This is a genomic window from Cryobacterium inferilacus (genome assembly GCF_019599185.1).
In the GTDB taxonomy this organism is placed as follows: Bacteria; Actinomycetota; Actinomycetes; order Actinomycetales; family Microbacteriaceae; genus Cryobacterium; species Cryobacterium inferilacus.
In genome coordinates this window covers 82,546-103,757 of record NZ_JAIEUL010000003.1, presented here as the reverse complement: position 1 = coordinate 103,757, position 21,212 = coordinate 82,546, and the positions used below count along the sequence as shown (strand labels likewise).

19 protein-coding genes are annotated in these 21,212 nt (G+C 71.1%); 8 read left to right on the top strand and 11 right to left on the bottom strand.

Features of this window, described 5'->3' with window-relative positions:
• Nucleotides 1-116 precede the first annotated feature (116 nt).
• Both K2F54_RS03825 and K2F54_RS03820 read left to right on the top strand, forming a co-directional pair.
• Nucleotides 117-1,466: a hemolysin family protein gene (locus K2F54_RS03825; RefSeq protein ID WP_220604528.1), complete on the top strand. Its 1,350-nt coding sequence runs from the start codon at nucleotides 117-119 to the stop codon at nucleotides 1,464-1,466.
• Nucleotides 1,459-2,499, top strand: coding sequence for a hemolysin family protein (locus K2F54_RS03820; protein WP_220604527.1), 1,041 nt, complete (start codon nucleotides 1,459-1,461; stop codon nucleotides 2,497-2,499). The genes K2F54_RS03825 and K2F54_RS03820 overlap by 8 nt, the downstream gene beginning before the upstream one ends.
• A gap of 10 nt (nucleotides 2,500-2,509) precedes the next feature.
• Here K2F54_RS03820 and K2F54_RS03815 read toward each other — a convergent pair whose 3' ends face one another.
• The gene (locus K2F54_RS03815) at nucleotides 2,510-3,772 is read right to left on the bottom strand and encodes an MFS transporter (protein WP_220604526.1); all 1,263 of its coding nucleotides are present in this window, start codon (nucleotides 3,770-3,772) and stop codon (nucleotides 2,510-2,512) included.
• 150 nt (nucleotides 3,773-3,922) lie between these two features.
• Here K2F54_RS03815 and K2F54_RS03810 point away from each other — a divergent pair, with 150 nt between their 5' ends.
• Nucleotides 3,923-4,303, top strand: a complete 381-nt coding sequence (locus tag K2F54_RS03810; protein WP_220604525.1) for a DUF1622 domain-containing protein — start codon at nucleotides 3,923-3,925, stop codon at nucleotides 4,301-4,303.
• Between the two features lie 57 nt (nucleotides 4,304-4,360).
• Here K2F54_RS03810 and K2F54_RS03805 read toward each other — a convergent pair whose 3' ends face one another.
• From K2F54_RS03805 to K2F54_RS03795, 3 genes are all read right to left on the bottom strand, one after another.
• Entirely contained in the window at nucleotides 4,361-5,548 is a 1,188-nt protein-coding gene (locus K2F54_RS03805) for a methyltransferase (protein ID WP_220604524.1), read from the bottom strand.
• Between the two features lie 219 nt (nucleotides 5,549-5,767).
• On the bottom strand, nucleotides 5,768-6,760 hold the full coding sequence (locus K2F54_RS03800; RefSeq protein ID WP_220604523.1) for an LLM class F420-dependent oxidoreductase: 993 nt from the start codon (nucleotides 6,758-6,760) through the stop codon (nucleotides 5,768-5,770).
• A 42-nt stretch (nucleotides 6,761-6,802) separates the two neighbouring features.
• Nucleotides 6,803-7,435, bottom strand: a complete 633-nt coding sequence (locus tag K2F54_RS03795) for a signal peptidase II (RefSeq protein ID WP_308287502.1) — start codon at nucleotides 7,433-7,435, stop codon at nucleotides 6,803-6,805.
• Between the two features lie 185 nt (nucleotides 7,436-7,620).
• On the opposite strand from K2F54_RS03795, the gene K2F54_RS03790 reads away from it, so the two are divergent.
• From K2F54_RS03790 to K2F54_RS03780, 3 genes are read left to right on the top strand one after another with little or no spacing between them, the layout of a single operon-like run.
• A complete protein-coding gene (locus K2F54_RS03790; protein WP_220604522.1) occupies nucleotides 7,621-8,625 on the top strand; it encodes a diacylglycerol/lipid kinase family protein in 1,005 nt (334 codons plus the stop codon).
• Between the two features lie 15 nt (nucleotides 8,626-8,640).
• Complete coding sequence (locus K2F54_RS03785; protein WP_220604521.1) at nucleotides 8,641-9,432, top strand: alpha/beta fold hydrolase; 792 nt, start codon at nucleotides 8,641-8,643, stop codon at nucleotides 9,430-9,432.
• The gene (locus K2F54_RS03780) at nucleotides 9,429-10,139 is read left to right on the top strand and encodes an esterase/lipase family protein (protein ID WP_308287501.1); all 711 of its coding nucleotides are present in this window, start codon (nucleotides 9,429-9,431) and stop codon (nucleotides 10,137-10,139) included. Before K2F54_RS03785 ends, K2F54_RS03780 begins: the two co-directional genes overlap by 4 nt.
• A gap of 97 nt (nucleotides 10,140-10,236) precedes the next feature.
• On the opposite strand, the gene acs is transcribed toward K2F54_RS03780, so the two are convergent.
• The 4 genes from acs to K2F54_RS03760 all read right to left on the bottom strand — a co-directional run bounded on the left by acs (nucleotide 10,237) and on the right by K2F54_RS03760 (nucleotide 15,714).
• On the bottom strand, nucleotides 10,237-12,336 hold the full coding sequence (acs, locus tag K2F54_RS03775) for an acetate--CoA ligase (protein ID WP_220604520.1): 2,100 nt from the start codon (nucleotides 12,334-12,336) through the stop codon (nucleotides 10,237-10,239).
• A 262-nt stretch (nucleotides 12,337-12,598) separates the two neighbouring features.
• Nucleotides 12,599-13,405 (bottom strand): ABC transporter permease, encoded by an 807-nt coding sequence (locus K2F54_RS03770; protein ID WP_220604519.1) that lies wholly within the window; start codon nucleotides 13,403-13,405, stop codon nucleotides 12,599-12,601.
• A 152-nt stretch (nucleotides 13,406-13,557) separates the two neighbouring features.
• The gene (locus K2F54_RS03765) at nucleotides 13,558-14,613 is read right to left on the bottom strand and encodes an aliphatic sulfonate ABC transporter substrate-binding protein (RefSeq protein ID WP_220604518.1); all 1,056 of its coding nucleotides are present in this window, start codon (nucleotides 14,611-14,613) and stop codon (nucleotides 13,558-13,560) included.
• A 99-nt stretch (nucleotides 14,614-14,712) separates the two neighbouring features.
• Nucleotides 14,713-15,714: an ABC transporter ATP-binding protein gene (locus tag K2F54_RS03760; RefSeq protein WP_220604517.1), complete on the bottom strand. Its 1,002-nt coding sequence runs from the start codon at nucleotides 15,712-15,714 to the stop codon at nucleotides 14,713-14,715.
• Between the two features lie 198 nt (nucleotides 15,715-15,912).
• On the opposite strand from K2F54_RS03760, the gene K2F54_RS03755 reads away from it, so the two are divergent.
• Together K2F54_RS03755 and K2F54_RS03750 are read left to right on the top strand one after the other, a co-directional pair.
• The gene (locus tag K2F54_RS03755) at nucleotides 15,913-16,749 is read left to right on the top strand and encodes an SDR family oxidoreductase (RefSeq protein WP_220604516.1); all 837 of its coding nucleotides are present in this window, start codon (nucleotides 15,913-15,915) and stop codon (nucleotides 16,747-16,749) included.
• 131 nt (nucleotides 16,750-16,880) lie between these two features.
• Nucleotides 16,881-17,648, top strand: coding sequence for a VIT1/CCC1 transporter family protein (locus tag K2F54_RS03750; protein WP_220604515.1), 768 nt, complete (start codon nucleotides 16,881-16,883; stop codon nucleotides 17,646-17,648).
• Nucleotides 17,649-17,680: 32 nt separating this feature from the next.
• Here the strand turns inward: K2F54_RS03750 and K2F54_RS03745 are convergent, their stop codons facing one another.
• Genes K2F54_RS03745 through K2F54_RS03735 form a run of 3 tightly spaced genes read right to left on the bottom strand, consistent with a single transcriptional unit; the run spans nucleotide 17,681 to nucleotide 21,149 of the window.
• On the bottom strand, nucleotides 17,681-18,388 hold the full coding sequence (locus K2F54_RS03745) for a M50 family metallopeptidase (protein ID WP_220604514.1): 708 nt from the start codon (nucleotides 18,386-18,388) through the stop codon (nucleotides 17,681-17,683).
• Nucleotide 18,389: 1 nt separating this feature from the next.
• Nucleotides 18,390-18,971: a GNAT family N-acetyltransferase gene (locus tag K2F54_RS03740; protein WP_220604513.1), complete on the bottom strand. Its 582-nt coding sequence runs from the start codon at nucleotides 18,969-18,971 to the stop codon at nucleotides 18,390-18,392.
• Nucleotides 18,972-18,980: 9 nt separating this feature from the next.
• Complete coding sequence (locus K2F54_RS03735) at nucleotides 18,981-21,149, bottom strand: copper-translocating P-type ATPase (RefSeq protein WP_220604512.1); 2,169 nt, start codon at nucleotides 21,147-21,149, stop codon at nucleotides 18,981-18,983.
• Nucleotides 21,150-21,212 lie beyond the last annotated feature (63 nt).

Here is a 21,212-nt window from a genome sequence, read left to right as displayed (position 1 = left end):
AGGAAGCGCCGCTAAGCTCGACCCACAATGGATGACCCTCCCACGCATAAACCCACGCTCCCTGCCCGCCCCGAACGAATCCGGGCGCACCGCCTCCGGGCACAGGGAGCCACCTCGTGAACGAATGGATCATGCTGGGCCTCGGGCTGATTCTGACCTTCGGTACCGGCGTGTTCGTCGCCGCCGAGTTCGCCCTCGTCACGCTCGACCGCAACGAGCTCGAGGCCCGGCAGGCCCGCGGTGAAAAACGCCTCGGCCCCACCATCAAGGCGCTGCGGATCACCTCCACGCACCTCTCCAGCGCGCAGCTGGGCATCACGCTGACGACCCTGCTCACCGGATACACCTTCGAGCCGGCCATCAGCTCGCTGCTGCGCGGCCCGATGCTCGACCTCGGCGTGCCCGCGGGTGTCGTGCCGGTGCTCGGCACCGTGATCGGTATCTTGCTGGCCACCCTGTTCTCCATGGTGATCGGCGAGCTCGTTCCCAAAAACTTCGCGCTGGCGGTTCCGCTGGCCACCGCGAAATTCGTGGTGCCGATGCAGGCCGCGTTCACCGCCGTGTTCAAGCCCGTGATCCTGCTCTTCAACAACACCGCCAACGCCCTCATCCGCCTGGTCGGCATCGAACCCAAGGAAGAGCTCTCCGGCGCGCGCAGCGCCGAGGAACTCGGTTTCCTGGTGCGCCGCTCGGCCATGGAAGGCCTGCTCGACGCCGACCACGCCGAGATGCTCAACCGCACCCTGCGGTTCTCCGACCACTCGGCCGCCGACGTGATGACCCCTCGGGTGCAGATGGCGTCGGTGCACGCCGCCGACACCGCCGAGAGCATCGTCACCCTGGCCAGCGCCACCGGCTACTCCCGGTTCCCGGTGATCGGCCGGGACACCGACGACATCCTGGGCGTGCTGCACGTCAAGCAGGCCTTCGCGGTGGCGCTCGGCCGCCGCACCCTGGTGCGCGCCGACGAGCTGATGCTGCCCGCCCTGCGGGTGCCGGAGTCAATGGGCGTCGACCGATTGCTGGGGACCCTCCGCCAACAGGGGCTGCAGATCGCCGTGGTCTCCGACGAGTACGGCGGCACCGCCGGCATCGTCACCCTCGAGGACCTCGTGGAGGAACTCGTCGGTGAACTCGAGGACGAGCACGACAGGGCCAAGGCCGGCATCGTGCGCACCGGCCGCTCCATCGTCTTCGACGCGGGCCTCCGCCCCGACGAACTGCTCGAGCGGATCGGCGTCACCGTGCCAGACGACGGCGACTACGACACCATCGCCGGCTTCGTGACCGACCGGCTCGACCGGATGCCCGAGCTGGGCGACACCGTGCCCATCGACGTGGGCACCCTGCGGGTCGAGCGGATGGACGGCGCGCGCGTCACGCGCATCCGGCTCACCCCCACCGCAACCGAGGCCGACCTCGACCCGGTCACGGCCGTCATTGAAGGGAGGCTGACCCATGAGTGAGTACCTACCCGGGCTGCTCTGGCTCGTTGTGCTGCTGGCCGTGAACGCCTTCTTCGTCGGCGCCGAATTCGCCGTGATCTCGGCCCGCCGCTCGCAGATCGAGCCCCTGGCCGCTCAGGGCAACAAAGCCGCCAAGACCACCCTGTGGGCGATGGAACACGCCACCCTGATGCTGGCCACCTCACAGCTGGGCATCACGGTGTGTTCCCTGGTGATCCTGAACGTGTCCGAACCCGCGATCCACCACCTGCTCGAGATCCCGCTGGGCCTCACGGCGCTCTCCGCGGAGGCCATCAGCGTGATCGCGTTCGCGGTCGCGCTGGGCCTGGTCACCTTCCTGCACGTGGTGCTCGGCGAGATGGTGCCCAAGAACATCTCGTTCTCGGTGCCCGACCGGGCCGCGCTGATTCTCGCGCCGCCGCTGGTGTTCGTGGCCACCGTCTTCAAACCGGTGATCTTCAGCCTCAACTGGCTGGCGAACGGCGTGCTGCGGCTGTTCAGGGTGACGCCCAAGGACGAAGCCACCAGCGCGTTCACCCTCGACGAGGTCGCCGGCATCGTGCGGCAGTCCACCAGGGAAGGCATGCTGCTGGATGCCTCCGGCACCCTGTCGGCGGCGTTCGAGTTCACCACCAAACGGGTCTCCGATGTGGAGGTGCCGCTGTCGGGCATCGTATTCCTGCCCGAGCATGCGTCGCCGGCCGACCTGCAGCGTGCGGTGGCCGAGCACGGCTTCTCCCGGTACATCCTCACCGATGACGCCGGAATGCCCGCCGGGTACCTGCACCTCAAGGACGTGATGGACCTCACCGGACCGGCGGCCTTCGCGCAGCCGGTGCCCGCCAAGCGGGTGCGTAAGCTCGCGACGGTGCTGCGCGACAGCGACCTCGAAGACGCCCTCGCGGCCATGCGCCGCACCGGCTCGCACGTGGCCACGTCGTTCGATTCGAGCGGGGTCGCCACCGGGGTGCTGTTCCTCGAGGACATCATCGAGGAGCTCGTGGGTGAGGTCGAGGACGTCACCAGCGTGTAGGGCCCGTCGCTCAGCCCGCGGGCGAGGTGGTCGGGCGGCGCAGCAGTGACCAGGCCACGACCACCGCGACGAGGGCCATCGCCGCGACGCCGAGGCCCGAGTAGCCCACCAGCAGCAGGACCGGGCCGGCCAGGGCCCCGCCAAGGGCGCCCGCGGCGTTCATCGACAGGTCGGAGAAGCCCTGCAGCGCCGACCTGTCGTGCACCCCGACGGCGTCCGTGATCAGCGTCGAGGCGGCCACGACGGATGCCGACCAGCCGAGCCCGAGCAGGATCAGCCCCACGGTCATGGCCGTGGCGTTGTCGCCGGCGACCCAGAACAGCACCAGCGCGGCCAGCAGCAGCGCCTGCCCGGCCAGGATCACCGGCATCCGCCCCACCCTGTCGGCCAGGGCGCCGAACACCGGCGAGAGCGCGTACATGCCGGCCACGTGCAGGCTGATGGTCAGGCCCACGATGGTGAGCGAGGCGCCGTGCTCGGTGAGGTGCACCGGCGCCATCGACATGAGCGCGACCATGGTGGCGTGGCTGAGGGCGATGACTGCGACGGCGTAGCGGGCCAGCCGGTTGCTGCGCACGATGGCCAGCCCGCCGTGCTGGCGGGTGTTGGCCGGCCGGGCCTCGCGCGCCGACAGGGCCGTGAGCAGCGGGTCGGGCCGCAGCCCGATCGTGTAGACCAGGGCGGCGCCCACCTGCGCGGCCAGGGAGAAGGCGAACGCCCCGGTGAGCGGCGGCAGGCCGAGTTGAGCGCCGACGACCTCGCCGGGGCCGAACAGGTTGGGGCCGAGGACCGCACCGATGGTGGTCGACCACACGACGATCGACAGGTCGCGGGCACGGGTGGTGGGGCCGGCCAGGTCGGTGGCGGCGAACCGGGCCTGCAGGTTGGTGGCCGAGCCGGCGCCGAGCAGCATCAGGGCGAGCAGCAGCAGCGGGAAGGTGTCGAGCGCGACCGAGGTGATGGCCAGGATGGCGCCGACCCCGGCGATGCCGGCTCCGGTGGCGAGGGACCGGCGCCGGCCGTTGGCCTGAGCCAGGCGGGCCAGCGGCACGGCCACCAGGGCAGCGCCCAGGGTGCTCATGGTGGCGGCCATGCCCGACCAGGCGTTCGACCCGGAGAGCTGGGCGGCGAGCAGCGCGCCCAGCGAGAGCGTGGCGCCCATGCCGATGCCGCCGAGGATCTGGCCCAGGATCAGCACCCGCACCACCCTGCGTTGCAGGCGTGGGTGCAGGCTGGTGTCCGTGCCGGAGGCGGGACGGCGGGGTGCGGTCATCGGGATCCCTGGGTCTCTGTGCGGACGGATGTGGGCGGTATCGATCAGCCTACGGCGCGGTTGTTCGTACAGGGTCCGACCAGCGGGGCACGCTCGCCCGGCGAGGGTGGGAGTATCTTCGCGCCAAGGGCGACGGCGGGAGAGGCGCGGATGACGTTCGAGGAAGTGGTCGAGGCGGCCGTGCGGGTGGTCGAGGTGGTCGGCGCGGCCATCATGGTGTTCGGCGGGCTGGCGGCGCTGGTGGCCGGCATCCCGCGGATGCTCCGCCCGGACACCAGGACGATGGCGTACCAGAGCATGCGGCGGGAGCTGGGCCGGGCCATCCTGCTGGGCCTTGAGGTGCTGATCGTGGCCGACATCATCCGCACGATCGTGGTGGAACCGACGGTCGAGAGCGTGCTGGTGCTCGGCGCGATCGTGATCATCAGGGTGCTGCTGAGCTTCTCGCTCGAGGTGGAGATGGACGGCGTGTGGCCGTGGGCGCGGTGGCGGATGACGGGCACGACCGGGGCCTCGCAGCCCCCGGAGTGAATGCTCCACGTGCCACCCAGGCCGGCGACCGTCCAACTCCCCGGGCACCGTCTCTGGTCAGGCCCGGCGCAACCGCCAGAGCGAGGTGACCTCGGCCGCCCGCGCCGCATGCAGCGGGTCGGACGTGTCGGCGACCTTGCGGTGGGTGGGCCGGGTGTCGAGGCGCGCGACCACCGTGAGGCCCGCGTCGTCGATGAGGTCGAGCAGCGTACCGCGAGAGCGCAGCCCGAGCAGCTCGGCCAGGTTGGAAAGGATCAGCCAGCCCTCGCCGGCGTCGGTGAGGTGCCCGGCGAGCCCGGCCAGGAAGCCGCGGAGCATGCGGCTGTCGGGGTCGTAGACGGCCGCGTCGGTGCTCGTCGCGGCCGGGGCCGGCAGCCAGGGCGGGTTGCAGACCACGAGGTCGGCGCGCTCCGGCGGGAACAGGTCGGTCAGGGCGACGTCGACCCTGTCGGCAAGGCCCAGACGCGCCAGGTTCTCGCGGGCGCAGGCCAACGCGCGCGGCGAGGTGTCGGTGGCCACCACACGGGCGATGCCGCGGCGGGCCAGGATCGCGGCGATCACACCGGAGCCGGTGCCGATGTCGTACGCCAGCCCGGTCGCGGGCAGGGGAGCGGTGGCGACGAGGTCGAGGTACTCGCCGCGCACCGGCGAGAAGACGCCGTAGTGCGGGTGGATGTTGTCGCCGAGCGCCGCGACCGGCACGCCCTTGACACGCCACTCATGGGCGCCGATCACGCCGAGCAGCTCGCGGAGGGACAGAACCGTCGCGTCGGTGCCCGGGCCGTATGCCTCGTCGCAGGCCTGCCGCACGTCGGGGGCGCGGCGGAGGCCCAGGGTGTGGTCGGCGTCGAGCTGCACGAGCACCAGGCCCAGCAGCCGGGCGCGGCGCAGGGCGTCGGTGCGGCTCACCTCGAACGCGGCCGACAACCCGGTGGCGGGGGCGCGCCGGCGCCGGTCCACGCGCCGGGCCATCGCCGTGAGCAACTGCCGGGCGTTCTGGAAGTCGCCCTGCCAGAGCAGGCCGGTGCCGGACTTCGCCAGCCGGTACGCGGCATCCGCGGTGAGGGTGTCGTCGACGACCACCACCCGCTTGGGTGCCGGCCAGCCGCCCTCTGAATGCCAGCGGGCGGTGTGCTCGGTGTCGCCGTCACGCCAGTGGATGTCGGCGGCCGCGTCCGGCTCGGGCGCGACGGTGATGCCCGATTCGGGGGCGTCGGCGTGGCCGGGGGTGTTCGTGCTGGACATGGTGTCCGATCTTGTGCCGCTGGGGTTCGGTCCGCCCGGGTTCATGCACGCGGGCCGCTCGGTCGGAACCGCAGGGGCTGTCCGACCTGTTCGATTATCGCATCCGGCGCCGCCCCTGCCGCGGCCCCGTCGACCGTGACTGTTCCCGAAGCGGACAGGTGCGCCCGGTGCGCCGGGCGCAGATGTCCGGACGGGGAACAGTTGGGCGAGCTGCCGGCGCTACAGCAGCGCCGGCATGACCTCGCGCTCGAACAGCTCGAGGCCCGACCTGTCGTAGGCGGCCTCGGGGAAGTAGTGGATCGCGTAGCCGAGGCCGCGCGCCTTCATGCCGTTCAGCCGTTCCACGACCTGCTCCGGCGTGCCGACGCCCTGCGCCTCGCCGCTGCGGTACTCGGCCATGAAGCTCGCCGCGCCCTCCACACCGAGGTACGGGGTGACCCGCGCCTCAATGGCGTCCAGCCGCTCGGCGACCTCGGCCTCGTCACGGCCGATCACGGTGTTGTAGTTGGCCGAGCGCACGATGGCGTCGAAGTCGGTGCCGAGGGTGGTGCAGTGTTCACGCAGCAGGTCGCTCTTGTGCGTGAAGCCCTCTGGCGTGCCGTCGAAGTTGGTGTAGTTCGCGTACTGCGCGGCGATCCGCAGGGTGACCTTCTCGCCGCCGCCGGCGATCCAGATCGGGATGCCGCCCTCCTGCAGCGGCAACGGCCGCACGATGGCGCCATCCACCTGGTAGTGCTCGCCGGCCAGGGTGGCGGTGCCGGTGGTCCAGGCCTGCTGCATGATCTGCACACCCTCGTCGAGGCGGGCGAGGCGCTCGCCGGCGCGCGGAAAGCCGTAGCCGTAGGCCCGCCACTCGTTTTCGTACCAGCCGGCGCCGATGCCCATCTCGACGCGGCCGCCCGAGATGATGTCGATCGTGGAGGCCACCTTGGCCAGGTAGGCGGGGTTGCGGTAGCTCATGCAGGTGCACATCTGGCCGAGCCGCACCCTGCTGGTGGTGGCGGCGAAGGCGCTCATCAGGGTCCACGCCTCATGCGTGGCTTGCTCGCTGGGCACCGGAACCGTGTGGAAGTGGTCGTACACCCAGATCGATTCCCAGGCGCCGGCATCCGCGTGCGCGGCGAGGCCGCTCATGGTGGCCCACTGCCGGGCGGGGTCGATGCCGACGAGGTCGTGACGCCAGCCCTGGGGAATGAAGAGTCCGAATCGCATGAGGCCCAGCCTAGGGCCGGGCGACGGCGGGCTCCGGGGAGCTCAGCTCGGAGTGTCGGCGGAGCCGCGGGGGTGGGCGGGCGGCAGGGTGTCGGCCTGGTCCGTCGTGTCGGCGGATGCATCCGCGGCGGCGGGCAGGTCGTCGGCCGGATCGGGGCGGCGCAGGTGCACACCCATCACGGTGAGCACGGCGAGCATGATCGCACCGGCGAAGATGGCGATGTCGGCGATATTGCCCACGAAGAGGTTGCCGTAGCCGATGAAGTCCACCACGTGGCCGCGGGCGAAGCCGGGGTCGCGGAAGAGCCGGTCGCCGAGGTGGGTGGTGGCGCCGCCGAGCAGCAGGCCGAGCGCGACCATCCAGCCGCGCGATTCGACCCGCCAGGTGAGCACGGTGATCCAGACGACCGCGGCGGCGGCGGCGACCGCGAAGATCCAGGTGAAGTCGGAGCCGATCGAGAACGCGGCACCCGGGTTGTAGACCAGCACGAACCGGATGAGGTCGCCGATCACCGGAATGACCTGGCCGTCGCCGAGTTCGGCCTCTGCCCACCACTTGCTGGCCTGGTCGAGCAGGATCACCACCGCGGCGATTCCGAAGGCGGGCCAGGCCAGCCGGGAGACCCGGAAAGAACGGGCGGGCGTCGGCTGTGGGGTCTTTCCGGCAGAAGTCACCTGAATATCGTCTCAGGGTTTGGCCGGTCCACGCACCGGATTGGGTGTGGGTGACCTGGGAATGGAGTTGGGAAAGCCCGGGTTACTCGCGGCCCAGCCGTGTAGCGTGGGTGCACCCGTACGCTGCCGGCCGCAGCGGGATCAATCGAGCGGACCATCCGCTGACCTGCCTGAGGAGACCGTGCATGACGTCACCGACTGACGCCGCCACCAGCCCCACCGACAACGCCGCGGCCACCGATGTGGCCGCCGTGGTCTACAACCCGATCAAGGTGGACCTCGACGCCATCAAGAAGGTTGTCGCCGCCGCGGAAGCGAAGGCGGGCTGGGGCGAGACGCTCTGGTTCGAAACCTCGAAGGAAGACCCTGGCCAGGGTGCCGCGCAGGATGCACTCGACGCCGGCGCCAGCGTGGTGATCGCGGCCGGCGGCGACGGTACCGTTCGGGCCGTGGCCGAGGTGGTGCACGGCAGCGATGCCGCGCTGGCCCTGCTGCCCTCCGGCACCGGCAACCTGCTGGCCCGCAACCTCAACCTCTCCCTGGACAACCTGGACCACTCGATCAACACGGCCTTCACCGGAACCGAGCGCAAGGTCGACATCGGCCGGATCGAGATTCGGCACGACGACGAGAGCATCACCAAGCACGCCTTCCTGGTGATGGCCGGCCTGGGCCTGGACGCCAAGATGCTCGCCAGCACCAACGACGAACTCAAGGCGAAGATCGGCTGGCTCGCCTACGTGGGCGCGATCATCACGGCCCTGCGCGACCGCAACCAGCTGCGCCTGAAGTACAGCCTCGACGGCGGCCCCACCAAGTCGGTGCGCGCGCACACCGTGATCGTGGGCAATACCGGCACACTCACCGCGAACGTGCTGCTGCTGCCGGACGCGGTCATCGACGACGGCCAGTTCCAGATGCTCATGCTGCGCCCCGAGGGGTTTGTGCACTGGCTGCAGATCATCGTCAAGGTGTTCTGGGAGAACGGCGTGCTGCGCCGCACCCCGCTCGGCCGGCGCATGATGACCAAGGAGGTCGAGGCGCTCAACTACGTCAAGGGCAGCCAGATCACGGTCAAGCTCAGCCGGCCCGAGGAGATCGAGCTCGACGGCGACGGCTTCGGCACCGCCACCGCGTTCAAGGCCCGGGTGCTGCCAGGCGGCCTGCGCGTGCGGGTTCCGCAGGAGTGACGGCTGTGAGTGCCGGTGGGCGGATGCACCGCGGTGCGTGAGCTGCGGCTGCCACTGACCGGGGTCACGGTCACCGTGCGATCCACGGCCGGCCCCGGTACGACGGATGCGCCGGTGTTCGTGCTCGTGCACGGCATCGGCATGTCGCACCGCTACCTCGACCGGCTGCACGAGGAGCTCGCGGCCACGGGCGCCGTGCACTCGGTGGACCTGCCCGGGTTCGGCCGGTCGCCGAAGCCGCCGCACGGGGTGTCGATCGCCCAGTACGCCGACTACCTCGGCGAGTTGCTCCCGATGCTCAGCCCGTCCCCGGTCGTGCTGGTCGGTCATTCCATGGGCGCCCAGTTCGTGACAGAGACGGCCGTGCGGCATCCGGCGGTCGTGGCGCGCCTCGTGCTCATCGGCGGGGTCACCGACCCCGCCCGCGCCTCGGTGCTGCGTCAGGCCCTCGACCTGGGCCGGGACACGGTGAAGGAACCGTTCGCCGGCATGATGATCGTGCTGCGTGACTACCTGCGCTGCGGCCCGCGCTGGTACGTCGCCACGCTGCGGCCGATGCTGGCCTACCGCACCGACCTCGGGCTGCGGGACGTCGTGGCGCCCACCCTGGTGATCCGTGGGCAGGACGACCCGGTGTCACGGCACGACTGGGGGGTGCACCTCGCCGCGCAGGCGCCGCTGGGCCGGTTGCTCGAACTGCCCGGCCGGCATCTGGTGCAGTTCAGCGCCGCCACCGCGACGGCGGCGGGCATCCGCGAACACGCCGGAAGACCGGCGACCCCGCTGGACGAGGCTGTCGCGACGTGATCCGGCTCGGCGCTGATTCGGTGTGGCGGCGGCCGCGGCAGGCGCTGCGGAACGCCGGCTCCTGGCTGCTCGACTACCGGTACGCCGTGCTCGCGCAGCTACGCGGAGCCCTCGCCCGCGATGACCCAGACGACTTCGCCACGGGCGAGGCGGCTCCGGTGCTGATCATCCCGGGGATCTACGAAAGCTGGCACTTCATGCGCCCGCTGATCCGGGTGTTGCACGAGGCGGGGCATCCGGTGCACGTGGTGACGCCGCTGCACACCAACCGGCGGCCGGTGGTGCCGTCGGCCGAGATCGTGGCCGAGTACCTGCGCGACCGTGAGCTGCATGATCTGGTGATCGTGGCGCACAGCAAGGGCGGCCTGATCGGCAAATACCTGATGACCCAGCTGGATCCCGAGCACAGGGTGGCGCGTCTGATCGCGATCAGCACCCCGTTCTCCGGCTCGCGGTACGCCCGGTACATGCTCGTGCCCAGCCTGCGCGCGTTCGCCGGCACCAACCCGCAGCTGGCCGCGCTCGGGGCGGATGCCCGCCTCAACGACAGGGTCGTGTCGGTGTTCGGCCGCTTCGACCCGCACATCCCCGAGGGCAGCGTGTTGCCCGGCGCCGAGAACGTGCTGATCAACACCGGCGGACACTTCCGCATCCTCAGCCACCCCGAGACGCACCGCCGGGTGCTGGCCGCGGCCGCCCGGCACTAACCTGCCCCAACTGTTGCCCGTGCGGACATTTGCGTCCGGCGCACCGGGCGCACTTGTCCGCTTCGGGAACAGTTCGACCGTGGGTGCGGGCGGCGGGTCAGGGGCGGGCGGCGCGCACGAGTGACTGGATGCGGGCGGGCACGGTGTCGTCCTGCAGCGAGGTGACGTCGCCCAATGGGCGGCCGTCGACGATGTCGCCGAGCAAGCGGCGCATGATCTTGCCCGAGCGGGTCTTGGGCAGGTCGGGCACCAGGAACACGTCGCGGGGCTTGGCCACCGCGCCGATCTCGTGGGTGATGTGCGCCCGCAGTTGCGGGGCCAGCTCGGCCGACAGCGCCAGCCAGGCGGCCGGGTCATCCGTGTGCGGGGCCACCGCGGGGATCACGAAAGCCGCGATGCCCTCGCCGGTGGTGGCGTCGGCGACGCCGACCACGCCGGACTCGCCGACGGCCGGGTGTGACACCAGCGCCGACTCGATCTCGATGGTGGAGAGCCGGTGGCCGGACACGTTGATGACGTCGTCGACCCGGCCGAGCAGCCAGATGTCGCCGTCGTCGTCGTACTTGGCGCCGTCGCCGCTGAAGAAGTAGCCCTGCTCACTGAATCGTGCCCAGTAGGAGTCGCGGTAGCGCTCGGGGTTGCCCCAGACCGTGCGGGCCATGCCCGGCCAGGTGCCGGCCAGCACCAGGTAGCCGCCGGTGCCGTGCGGAACCGGCTCACCCGCGTCATCCACCACCAGGGTGGTCAGCCCCGGCAGGGCGCGCAGGGCCGAGCCGGGCTTGAGCGTGCTCACCCCGGGCAGCGGCGCCATCACGGCCGCGCCGGTCTCGGACTGCCACCAGGTGTCCACGATCGGGGCGGTGCCGGCGCCGATGTTCTCCCGGAACCACACCCAGGCCTCGGGGTTGATCGCCTCGCCGACCGAGCCGAGCAGGCGGATGCTGGACAGGTCGTGTTCGGCGGGCAGTCCAGCGGGGAACCAGGTCATGAACGTGCGGATCAGGGTGGGCGCCGTGTAGTACGTGGTGACGCCGTAGCGCTGGATGATCTCGAAGTGCCTGCCGGGGTGCGGGGTGTTCGGGGTGCCCTCGTAGATCACCGAGGTGGTGCCGTTGGAGAGCGGCCCGTAGTGCACGTAGCTGTGCGCGGTGACCCAGGCGAGGTCGGCGGTGCACCAGTGCACGTCGTCCTCCTTGACGTCGAACACGGCCCAGTGGCTCCACGACGCGTGGGTGAGGTAGCCACCGCTGGTGTGTACCAGGCCCTTGGGCTTACCGGTGGTGCCCGAGGTGTAGATGATGAACAGCGGCGTCTCGGCGTCGAAGAACTCCGGCTCATGCGTGTCGGATGCCGTGTCGACGCTGTCGTGCCACCACACGTCGCGCCCGGCGGTCCAGGGGATGTCCGGGGTCAGGTCGCCGGTGCGGCGCACCACGAGCACGTGCTCGATCGAGTCCACGCCGGCCACGGCCTCGTCGGCGGCGGACTTCACCGGCACGGCCTTGCCGCGGCGGAACTGGCCGTCGGTGGTGACGAGCAGCTTGGCACCGGTGTCCTCCACCCGGAAGCGCAGCGCCTCGGCGGAGAAACCGCCGAACACCAGCGAGTGGATGGCGCCGAGGCGGGCGACCGCGAGGGTGATGATGATCGTCTCGGGGATCACCGGCAGGTAGATGACGACCCGGTCGCCCTGCACGATGCCGAGCTCGGTGAGCGCGTTCGCGGCGCGGGCCACCTCTTTCTCGAGCTCGGCGTAGGTGAGGGTACGCCGGTCGCCTGGCTCGCCCTCGAAGTGGAAGGCGACCTTGTCGCCGCGGCCGGCGGCCACGTGGCGGTCGACGCAGTTCACCGCCACGTTGAGCTTGCCGCCGGCGAACCACTCCGCTCGCGGCACGCTCAGCACGCCGTCGGCATCCGGTGCGGCGGGCTGCCAGCTGTGGTCGGTGTGCCAGGGTTCGGCCCAGTGCAGGCGCCTGGCCTGCTCGGTCCAGAACGCGACGGGGTCGGCGGCGGCTCTCTCGTACCAGGAGGCGTCGACGTTGGCCTGGGCGGCGAAGGCGGCCGGCGCCGGGTAGCGGCGGTGCTCGGTGGAGAGATTGCGGATGGTGGCGCTGGTGTCGGTCCAGTCAGCGGTGGCGGCGCGGGTGGCCGGCGTGTGCGTGGTGCTGGTGTCGGTGCTGGTGTCGGTGTTCGGCATGGGCACACTCCGCGGCTGGTTCTGGTGGTGGGACTGACTGGCACGTTCGACGCTACGCAGGGCGGGCATCCGGTGCAGGGAGCCGCGCAACGCGGCGTAACGTGCGCCCCGCCGGTGTCACGGCACGAGTTGTGCCCGGCGGCACGTGTACGAACGCGTGCCGCCGGGACGAACGCGTGCCGCGGGGACGAACGCGTGCCGCGGGGATGAACTCGTGCCGCGGGGATGAACTCGTGCCGCGGGGACTACCGCGAGCAGCGGGTCAGGCCCACTTGGCGATGGCCCACTTCTCGAACACACCCAGGATGGCGTCGGTGAGCTTGCCGAGCAGGGCGAGCAGGATGATGGCGAGCAGGATGCGGTCGACCCGGCCGTTGTTCCCCGAGTCGGACAACAGGAAGCCGAGGCCCATCGACGCGGCGATCAGCTCAGCGGCGACGAGGAACAGCCAGGCCTGGGCGAGGGCCAGACGCAGCCCGGAGATGACCGACGGGATGACCGCCGGCAGCTGCACGGCACCGAAGAGCGGCACGCCGCGCAGTCCGAAGGCGCGTCCGGCCTCCACCAGTTGCTTGTCCACGTGCCGGAGGGCCTGCGCGACGGTCGTGTACACCGGGAAGAACGCGCCGATGGCGATCAGGGTGATCTTCGACTCCTCGCCGATCTTCAGCCAGATGATCAGCAGCGGCACCCAGGCCAGCGACGGCACCGCGCGGATTGCGCCGAGCGTGGGGGCGAAGAAGATGTCGGCGGCGCGCGAGAGACCCACGAGAGCACCGGTCGCCAGGCCCAGGGCGGCGCCGATGGCGAAGCCGATGAGCACCCGCTGGGTGGAGATGGCCACGTAGAGGGTGAGCTGGCCGCGCTCGAACAGGTCGACGGCGGCGATCCAGACGGATGCCGGCGGCGGCAGCTGGGCGATCGTCACGAGGCCAAGCGTGCTGCTCAGCTGCCACGCCACGAGGATCAGCAGCGGCAACAGCAGCCCGCCGGCGACCCGCACGCCGGGACGGGAGGTGAGCGGGCGCCGCACGGCGGGCGCCGTCTTCGATGAGAGGGTGTCGGTCATCGGTGGTCCTTCCGTTCGGTGCGGGTGCGGGTCGGTCGAGCCTGTCGAGTCTTGGCGACGGATGTGGGTGTCGCGTCGGCGAGATCGGCCTGCGGGGTCTACTTCGACAAGCTCAGCACGGCGTCGACAGGCTCGACCAACGGGTGGTGGGGCTACTCGACGATCGAGGGGTCGGCGTTCGTCGCGAAGGTGTCGTTGATGATGGTGTCGAGGGCGTCGTCGACCTGGCTCTGGTCGAGTACGTCGCCGGTTTCGACGAAGACCGGGCCGATGGTGGTGAGCACGTCGAGCTGCGCGTCGCCAGGCACGTTGTCGACGTCGAGGTTGGAGCGCTCGGTGATGACCGTGGCGGCAACGGCGGGGTCGAGGGCGGCGACCTCGGCGAGGATCGCGACGGTCTCCTCCTCGTTCTCGAGCGCCCAGGCGCGGGCGTGCTCGTAGACGTCGACGACGGTCTGGGCCACATCGGGCTTCTCGGCGATGAACGACTCGGTGGCGTTGAGGAAGCCGTAGCTGTTGAAGTCGACGTTGCGGTAGACGAGTTCGGCGCCGGCCGCTTCCGCGCCGCCCATGATCGGGTCCAGGCCCGCCCAGGCGTCGACGGAGCCGTTCTGCAGGGCGGCCCAGCCGTCGGCGTGCTGCAGGTTCTGCACGGTGATATCCGTCTCGCTGAGGCCGGCCTCCTCGAGCGCCTGCAGCAGGAAGAAGTAGGGGTCGGTGCCCTTGGTGGCGGCGACCTGCTTGCCCTTGAGGTCCTCGACCGAGCCGATTGCCGAGCCCTCAGGCACGACCAGCGCTGACCATTCTGGCTGCGAGTAGATGTCGATCACCTGGATGGGTGAGCCGTTCGAGCGGGCGAGCAGGGCGGCCGATCCGGCGGTGGAACCCACGTCGATGGCATCGGCCAGGAGGGCCTGGTTGGCCTTGTTCGATCCGGCGGACTGGACCCAGTTCACGGTGATGTCCTGGTCGGCGAGGGCGTCTTCGAGCCAGCCCTGGTCCTTGATCACCAGGCTGAGCGGGTTGTAGGTGGCGAAGTCGATGTTGAGTTCGCCGCCCTGGGTGAGCGCGGCGGTGTCGCCGGAGTCGGTGGTGTCTGCGGCGGCCTCGGCGGCCGGCTGGTTCTCGCCGGCGACGCAGCCCGTGAGCAGCAGGGCGGCGGCCGCGGCGGACGCGATGAGGGCGGAGGCGGTGAAGCGATTCGTCATGACGGTCTCTCGTTGGGTGCGGGTGCGGGGAGGGGGCATCCGTGCTGTGGATGTGGTGCGGTGGAACGGCGTGGGGGGCCAGGTCGGCCGGGAGATGGGTCAGTAGGGGAAATGCGGGATGCTGGCGCTCGTGGCCACGCCGCGGGCGTCGCCGTGCCGGTCGATTCCGAGGCCCGCGAGCAGGCGCCCGCGCAACTCGGCCAGCTCCGCCGACCCGCGGTCGCGGGGGCGGTTGCCCGGCACGGTGAGCTCCTGCACGATCGTGGCGCCTGGCGTCGTGCCTGGCGTCGTACCCGCCCCGGTGGCCGTGGCCGGCTCCTGACCGAGCAGGATGATGCGGTCGGCCAACTGCAGCGCCTCGTCGACGTCGTGGGTGACGAGCAGCACCGTGGTGGGCGCGGCCGCGTGCACGTCGAGCAGCAGATCCTGCATCTTCAGCCGGGTGAGGGCATCCAGGGCACCGAAGGGTTCGTCGAGCAGCAGCACGCCGGGGTTGCGGGCGAGTGCCCTGGCCAGCGATGCTCGCTGCGCCATGCCGCCGGAGATCGCTGCCGGGCGGTGGTCGGCGAAGGCGGTGAGGCCGACCAGGTCGAGCAGCTCGGCGACGCGGGCTCTGCCGGTGTCGCGGGCGGTGCCGCGCGGCAGCCCGAGGGCCACGTTGGCGGCGACGGTGCGCCAGGGCAGCAGCCGGGGTTCCTGAAAACCGACGGCGCAGCGGGTGTCGAAGTCGGTGACCGGGGAGCCGTCGATCTGCACCGAGCCGGCGCTGGGGGAGTCGAGGCCGCCGGCGATGCGCAGCAGGGTGGATTTGCCGCAACCGCTGGTGCCGAGGATGGCCAGGACCTCGCCGGGGCGAACGGTGAGTGACACGTCGCGCAGCACGGGGCGCACGACATCCACGCTGGCGGTGGTGGGGGCTGCGCTTGCGGCGCGGCCCTGGCGGCGACCGGGAGCCCGGCCGAAGGTGCGGCCGAGGCCGGCGAATTCCACGGCATAGGCCGCGTCGGTGCCGGACGGTCCGTCGGCGCGCGCGGCCCGGGCAGCGCTGCCACCGGCCGCGGACGGGCGGGCCGTGGTGCGCGATGCGGTGCTGGCGGACATGGGTGCCGATCGGGTAGCCGGGTGATGTGTTCTCGACGCTACCCAGCGGGCCCCGAGGGCGCACCCCGCCGTGAAACGTAACGTAGCAATTGGCCGGCGGCGCTCGCGGGCGGGCGCGGGCCAGCGGTGCGCGCGCCGCGGCATCCGCCCGTGCCGGTGCCGCGAGCACAACCTGCCCACAGTTGCGATGATTGACCCATGACTCGAACCGTTTCCGGAGCCCGCGTGCTGATTACCGGCGCCGCCATGGGCATGGGCCGCCTGTACGCCGAGCGTGCCGTCGCCGAGGGTGCGGCGGCCGTGATTCTCTGGGATCGCGACGCCGCGAGCCTCTCCTCCACAGCCGCCATTCTCACCGAGCGTGCACAGGGAGCCACCCAGATCGCGCCGTATGTGCTGGACATCGCCGACCTGGGCGCCATCGCCCAGACCGCCCAGCGGGTGCGCACCGAGGTGGGCAACCCCGACATCGTGATCAACAACGCCGGCATCGTGCGCGGGTCGTTCTTCTGGGAGCACGACAACGGCGACGACACCCGGTCGACCATGCAGGTGAACGCGCTCGCGCCGATGTACATCACCAGGGAGTTCCTGCCCGCCATGATGCGCAACCCCGACCGGGAGTCGCGCATCGTGAACATCGCGTCTGCGGCCGGCATGCTCTCCAACCCACGGATGAGCGTCTACGCCGCGTCGAAGGCCGCCCTGATCACCTGGAGCGATTCGCTGCGGCTCGAACTCGAGCAGCAGGGTTTCGACCAGGTGCGGGTGAGCACCATCGCCCCCAGCTACATCTCCACCGGCATGTTCGACGGCGCCCGTGGCCCGTTACTCACCCCGGTGATGACCCCGGAATACGTGGTGAAGAAGGTCTGGCGGGCCATGCTCGCCGGATCGCCCCAGCTGCTGATGCCGTGGACCGTCGGGTTCTCGAAGAAGCTGCGCGGCGTGCTGCCGCTGGCCGCGTGGGACGTCGTGGCCGGCCGGGTGTTCGGGGTCTACCGGTCGATGGACACCTTCGTCGGGCGTCGCTGAGCGGCTCGATCTCCCGCGTCACCCCGGCGCAAACTCAGCAGTTTAGGTTAGCCTTTCCATGCCCTGATCAGGCAGATTAGGCAAGGCTGTCCACGCTGGCGGGGTCGGCGAGAGCTGCCTAGGGTGGCTCTATGGCCATCCTCTCGCCCCCGCTCTTCCGGCCCTTCCACGCCTCCCCGGATGCCGCGCCGCGCGCCGAGACGACCAGCACGACCCAGGGCGGCAGCCTGGCCAGCCGGCTCAACTGGCTGCGCGCCGGGGTGCTCGGCGCCAACGACGGCATCGTCTCCGTGGCCGCGATCGTGGTGGGCGTTGCCGGTGCCGGTGGCAGCACGCCCGCAATCGTCGCCGCCGGAGCGGCCGGCCTCGTCGGCGGCGCCATCTCGATGGCGCTCGGCGAGTACGTCTCGGTGAGCAGCCAGAGCGACAGTCAGCGCGCGATGATCGAGAAGCAGAAGCGTGAGCTGCGGGACGACCCCGCCGGTGAGCTCGAGGTGCTCACCGGTCTCTACGAGGAGCGCGGGCTCGCCCCCGCCACGGCTCGGCAGGTGGCCATCGAACTGACCGAGAAGGATGCGCTCAAGGCACACCTCTCCGTCGAGCTCAACATCGTCGAAGAGGACGTCGCCAGCGCCTGGCACGCCGCCGGCGCCTCCGCCCTGGCGTTCACGCTCGGGGCCATCCTGCCGCTGCTGGCGATTCTGCTGCCGCCTGAGGGCATCCGGGTACCGGTGACCTTCTTCGCCGTGCTGGTGGCGCTCGCCCTCACCGGTGCGCTCGGGGCCAGGCTGGGCGGCAGCCGCCTCGCCCGCGCCACCGTGCGCGTGGTCACCGGCGGTGCCGCAGCGCTCTTCGTGACCTGGCTGGTGGGCACCCTGCTCGGCGTCACGGTCTTCTAGCCCGCCGAGGTGCGAGGCGGCGCAGCCGGCAGCTAGAGCGGGGCGAGCAGCCCGGCCGCGAACACCAGGCAGGCGCCGGCGACGGCGAAGAACACCAGCACCCAGAACAGGCCGGGCAGATGGCTGAGTCTGGCCAGCTGGTCGGCGTCGGAGGCGGTGCCGCCGCGACGCGACCGGGTGGCCTGCAGCTCCACCACGGTGCGCACCGCCCCGAGCAGCAGGAACGCGGTGACCAGCAGCGCGAACACGCTCTGCACGGTGGCGGAACCGAACCAGGTGACGCCGAAGACCAGCGCGGCCGTCACGGCCACCGACCAGAGCCCGAACCAGTTGCGGATCTGCACCAGCAGCAGAGCCAGCGCCGCGAGCAGCGCCCAGAGCAGGCCGGTGGCAAGCCCGAGGCTGAGCATCCACGCCGCGCCGAGCCCGAGCAGCGCCGGCGCGGTGTACCCGGCGAGCAGGGTGAACACCATGCCCAGGCCGCGCGGTTTGCCGCGGCTGACGGTGAGGCCCGACGTGTCCGAGTGCAACCGGATGCCCTGCAACCGGCGCCCGCCGAGCGCCGCGACGAGTCCGTGCCCACCCTCGTGCACGATCGTGATCCCGTGCCGGGTGAGCTTCCAGGCCTGCGGCACCAGCACCAGCACGGCGGCGACGGCCACGGTCAGCCACACGGTGAGCGCAGGCAGCGGAGCGTTGACCGCCGACACCGTGGCCCAGAATTCGAGCAGCAGGTCCATCTCAGCGGGCCGTGGCGAGGGCCATCTCGCGGTGGCGCTCCGAGGGCCGGCGCGGGTCGCTGATGTATTCTCCGGTGCTCACGGCGCCGTTCTTCTCGTAGAAGCGGATGGCGCGGTGATTGCTCTCGTGCACGTGCAGGTAGAGGGCGTCGAGCTGGTGCTCGCTGCGTGCCCAGGCGCAGACGGCATCCACCAGCCGGGCCGCTACCCCGGTGCGGCCGCGAAAGGAGGGGTCGACCCAGACGCCCACCAGGTTGGCGCGGGGCGGGCCGGCCGGTGCCGGCTGGTCCGGCTCGTAGCTGGGCGGTCCGGCGGAGATGAACGAGGCCATGGTGCCCACCCACTGTTCTTCGTGCGGGGTGCGCGCGACCACCTGGAAACTGGTCGGTTCGGTGTTGCGGCTGCCGCGCAGGCGCCAGTCGGTTTCGGTGAGGGCGAGTGCGGCGGCGAAGGATTCGAAGAAGCCGAGGGGGAAGTTGGCGATGGATCGCAGGCGGATGTCGCGGAGGCCGGCCCAGTCGTCGGCGAACGGACGATAGAGCTCCACAGCGCGGGGTGCGGCGGGTGTTCGTATTTCGACCATCCCTGGAGGCTAGTCGTGTTGCCTGACCAACGGGTGCGTTTTCGGGTCGACGCTGCTCTCGCGCCCGAGCAGCCGGGCGGCGCTCACCTCCGGCCGCAGGTCGAGGCGGCGCAGCAGCTGGGCGTTCACGGCCACCACCACGGTCGACGCGCTCATCAGCAGGGCGCCGAGCTCCATCGGCAACACGAAGCCGATCGGGGCGAGCACCCCGGCGGCCAGCGGCACGGCGAGCAGGTTGTACCCGGCCGCCCACCACAGGTTCTGCGTCATCTTGCGGTAGCTGGCGCGGGAGAGCTCGATCACGGAGAGCACCGAACGCGGGTCGTCGCTGGCCAGGATCACGCCGGCGGACGCGATCGCGACATCCGTGCCGGCCCCGATCGCGATGCCCACGTCGGCCTGGGCCAGCGCCGGGGCATCGTTGACGCCGTCGCCCACCATGGCCACCCGGTGGCCCTCCTGCTGCAGCGTCAGCACCGTCGCCGCCTTGCGGTCGGGGTGCACGCCGGCGAAGACCCGGTCGATGCCGAGCTCGGCGGCCACCGTGTGCGCCACGGCTGCGGCGTCCCCGGTGATCATCACTACCTGGATGTTCAGGGCGTGCAGGGCGTCCACGGCCTCTCTCGATTCGGGGCGCACCTCGTCGGCGAGGCCGATGGCGCCGACCGTTCGGTCGCCCTGCAACACGTGCAGCACGATGGCGCCCTCGGCGGCCCACGCTGCGGCGGTGTCGAGTGGCTCGGCCCGGTGGCGCGTCAGCAGGCTCGGGCCGCCGACGGAGACCTCGTGGCCGGCGACCGTGGCGGTCACGCCGACGGCGGTGGACGCCTCGAACGCGGTGGCCGCGGGCACGGCAAGGTCGCGGCCGCGGGCGGCGGTGATGATGGCCCTGGCCAGCGGATGCTCGCTGTCGCCCTCGACCGCGGCCGCCTGCGCGAGCACCTCGTTTTCGGTCACACCGGCGACGGCGTGCAGATGGGTGACGACGGGCTCACCCCGCGTGAGGGTGCCGGTCTTGTCGAACAGCACGGTATCGACGGTGCGCATGCTCTCGAGCGCGAGCCGGTCGGTCACCAGCACCCCACCGCGGGCGGCCCGCTCGGTGGCGATCGAGACCACCAGCGGAATCGCCAGGCCCAGCGCGTGCGGGCAGGCGATCACGAGAACGGTGATGGTGCGCATCACGGCGTCCTCCGGGCTGCCGAGCAGGGTCCAGGCCAGCGCGGTGAGCACGCCAGTGCCGAGCGCGAACCAGAACAGCCAGCCGGCGGCCCGGTCGGCCAGACGTTGCGCCCGTGACGACGAGGCCTGCGCGTCGGCGACGAGACGACGGATGCCCGCGAGTGCGGTGTCGTCACCGACCGCGGTCACCCGTAGCCGCAGGGCGGTATCGGTGGCGACGGTGCCGGCCACCACGGGGTCGCCAGGTCCGCGGCTGACCGGCCGGGACTCGCCCGTGATCATGGACTCGTCCACCTCGGCGGTGCCCTCGGCGACCTGCCCGTCGGCGGGGATCCGGCCGCCGGGCCGCACGATCACCAGGTCACCCATCACGAGGTCGGCTGGCGCGACGAGGGTGATCTCGCCGGCATCCACCCGCTCGGCCGTGTCGGGCAGCAGCGCCGCGAGGGATTCGAGGGCCGACGAGGACTGTGCCAGCGAGCGCATCTCGATCCAGTGGCCGAGCAGCATGATCACGATGAGCAGGGCGAGCTCCCACCAGAAATCGAGCTCCATCGCCAGGATGCCCAGGCTCGCGCCCCAGGACGAGAGGAACGCCACGGAGATCGCCAGGGCGATCAGCAGCATCATGCCGGGGGAGCGTTGCCGTAGCTCGGCCAGGGCTCCGGTGAGGAACGGGCGGCCTCCCCAGACGTACATCACGGTGCCGAGCAGCGGGGAGATCCAGGAGACCCAGGCGGAGTCGGGCAGCTGATAACCGAGCAGCATGGCGAACATGCCGCTGAAGACCACTACCGGCACGGCCAGCACCAGCATCAGCCAGAACAGTCGGCGGAACTGGGCGACGTGACCGGAGTGATCGGAGTGGCTGTTGTGGCCGGAGTTGCTCGCGTGGGTCGTGTGATCGGTGTGACCGGCCGTCGTGGCGTCGTGGCTGTCCAGGTCGTGTGCGGACTGCGGGGCGTGCTGCTCCTGGGGGTCTGATGGGGAAGCCATGCCCCCAACGTTATACCCCCTAGGGGTACCTTGCAACGGTCAGGGACTAGCGTGGACTGTGCG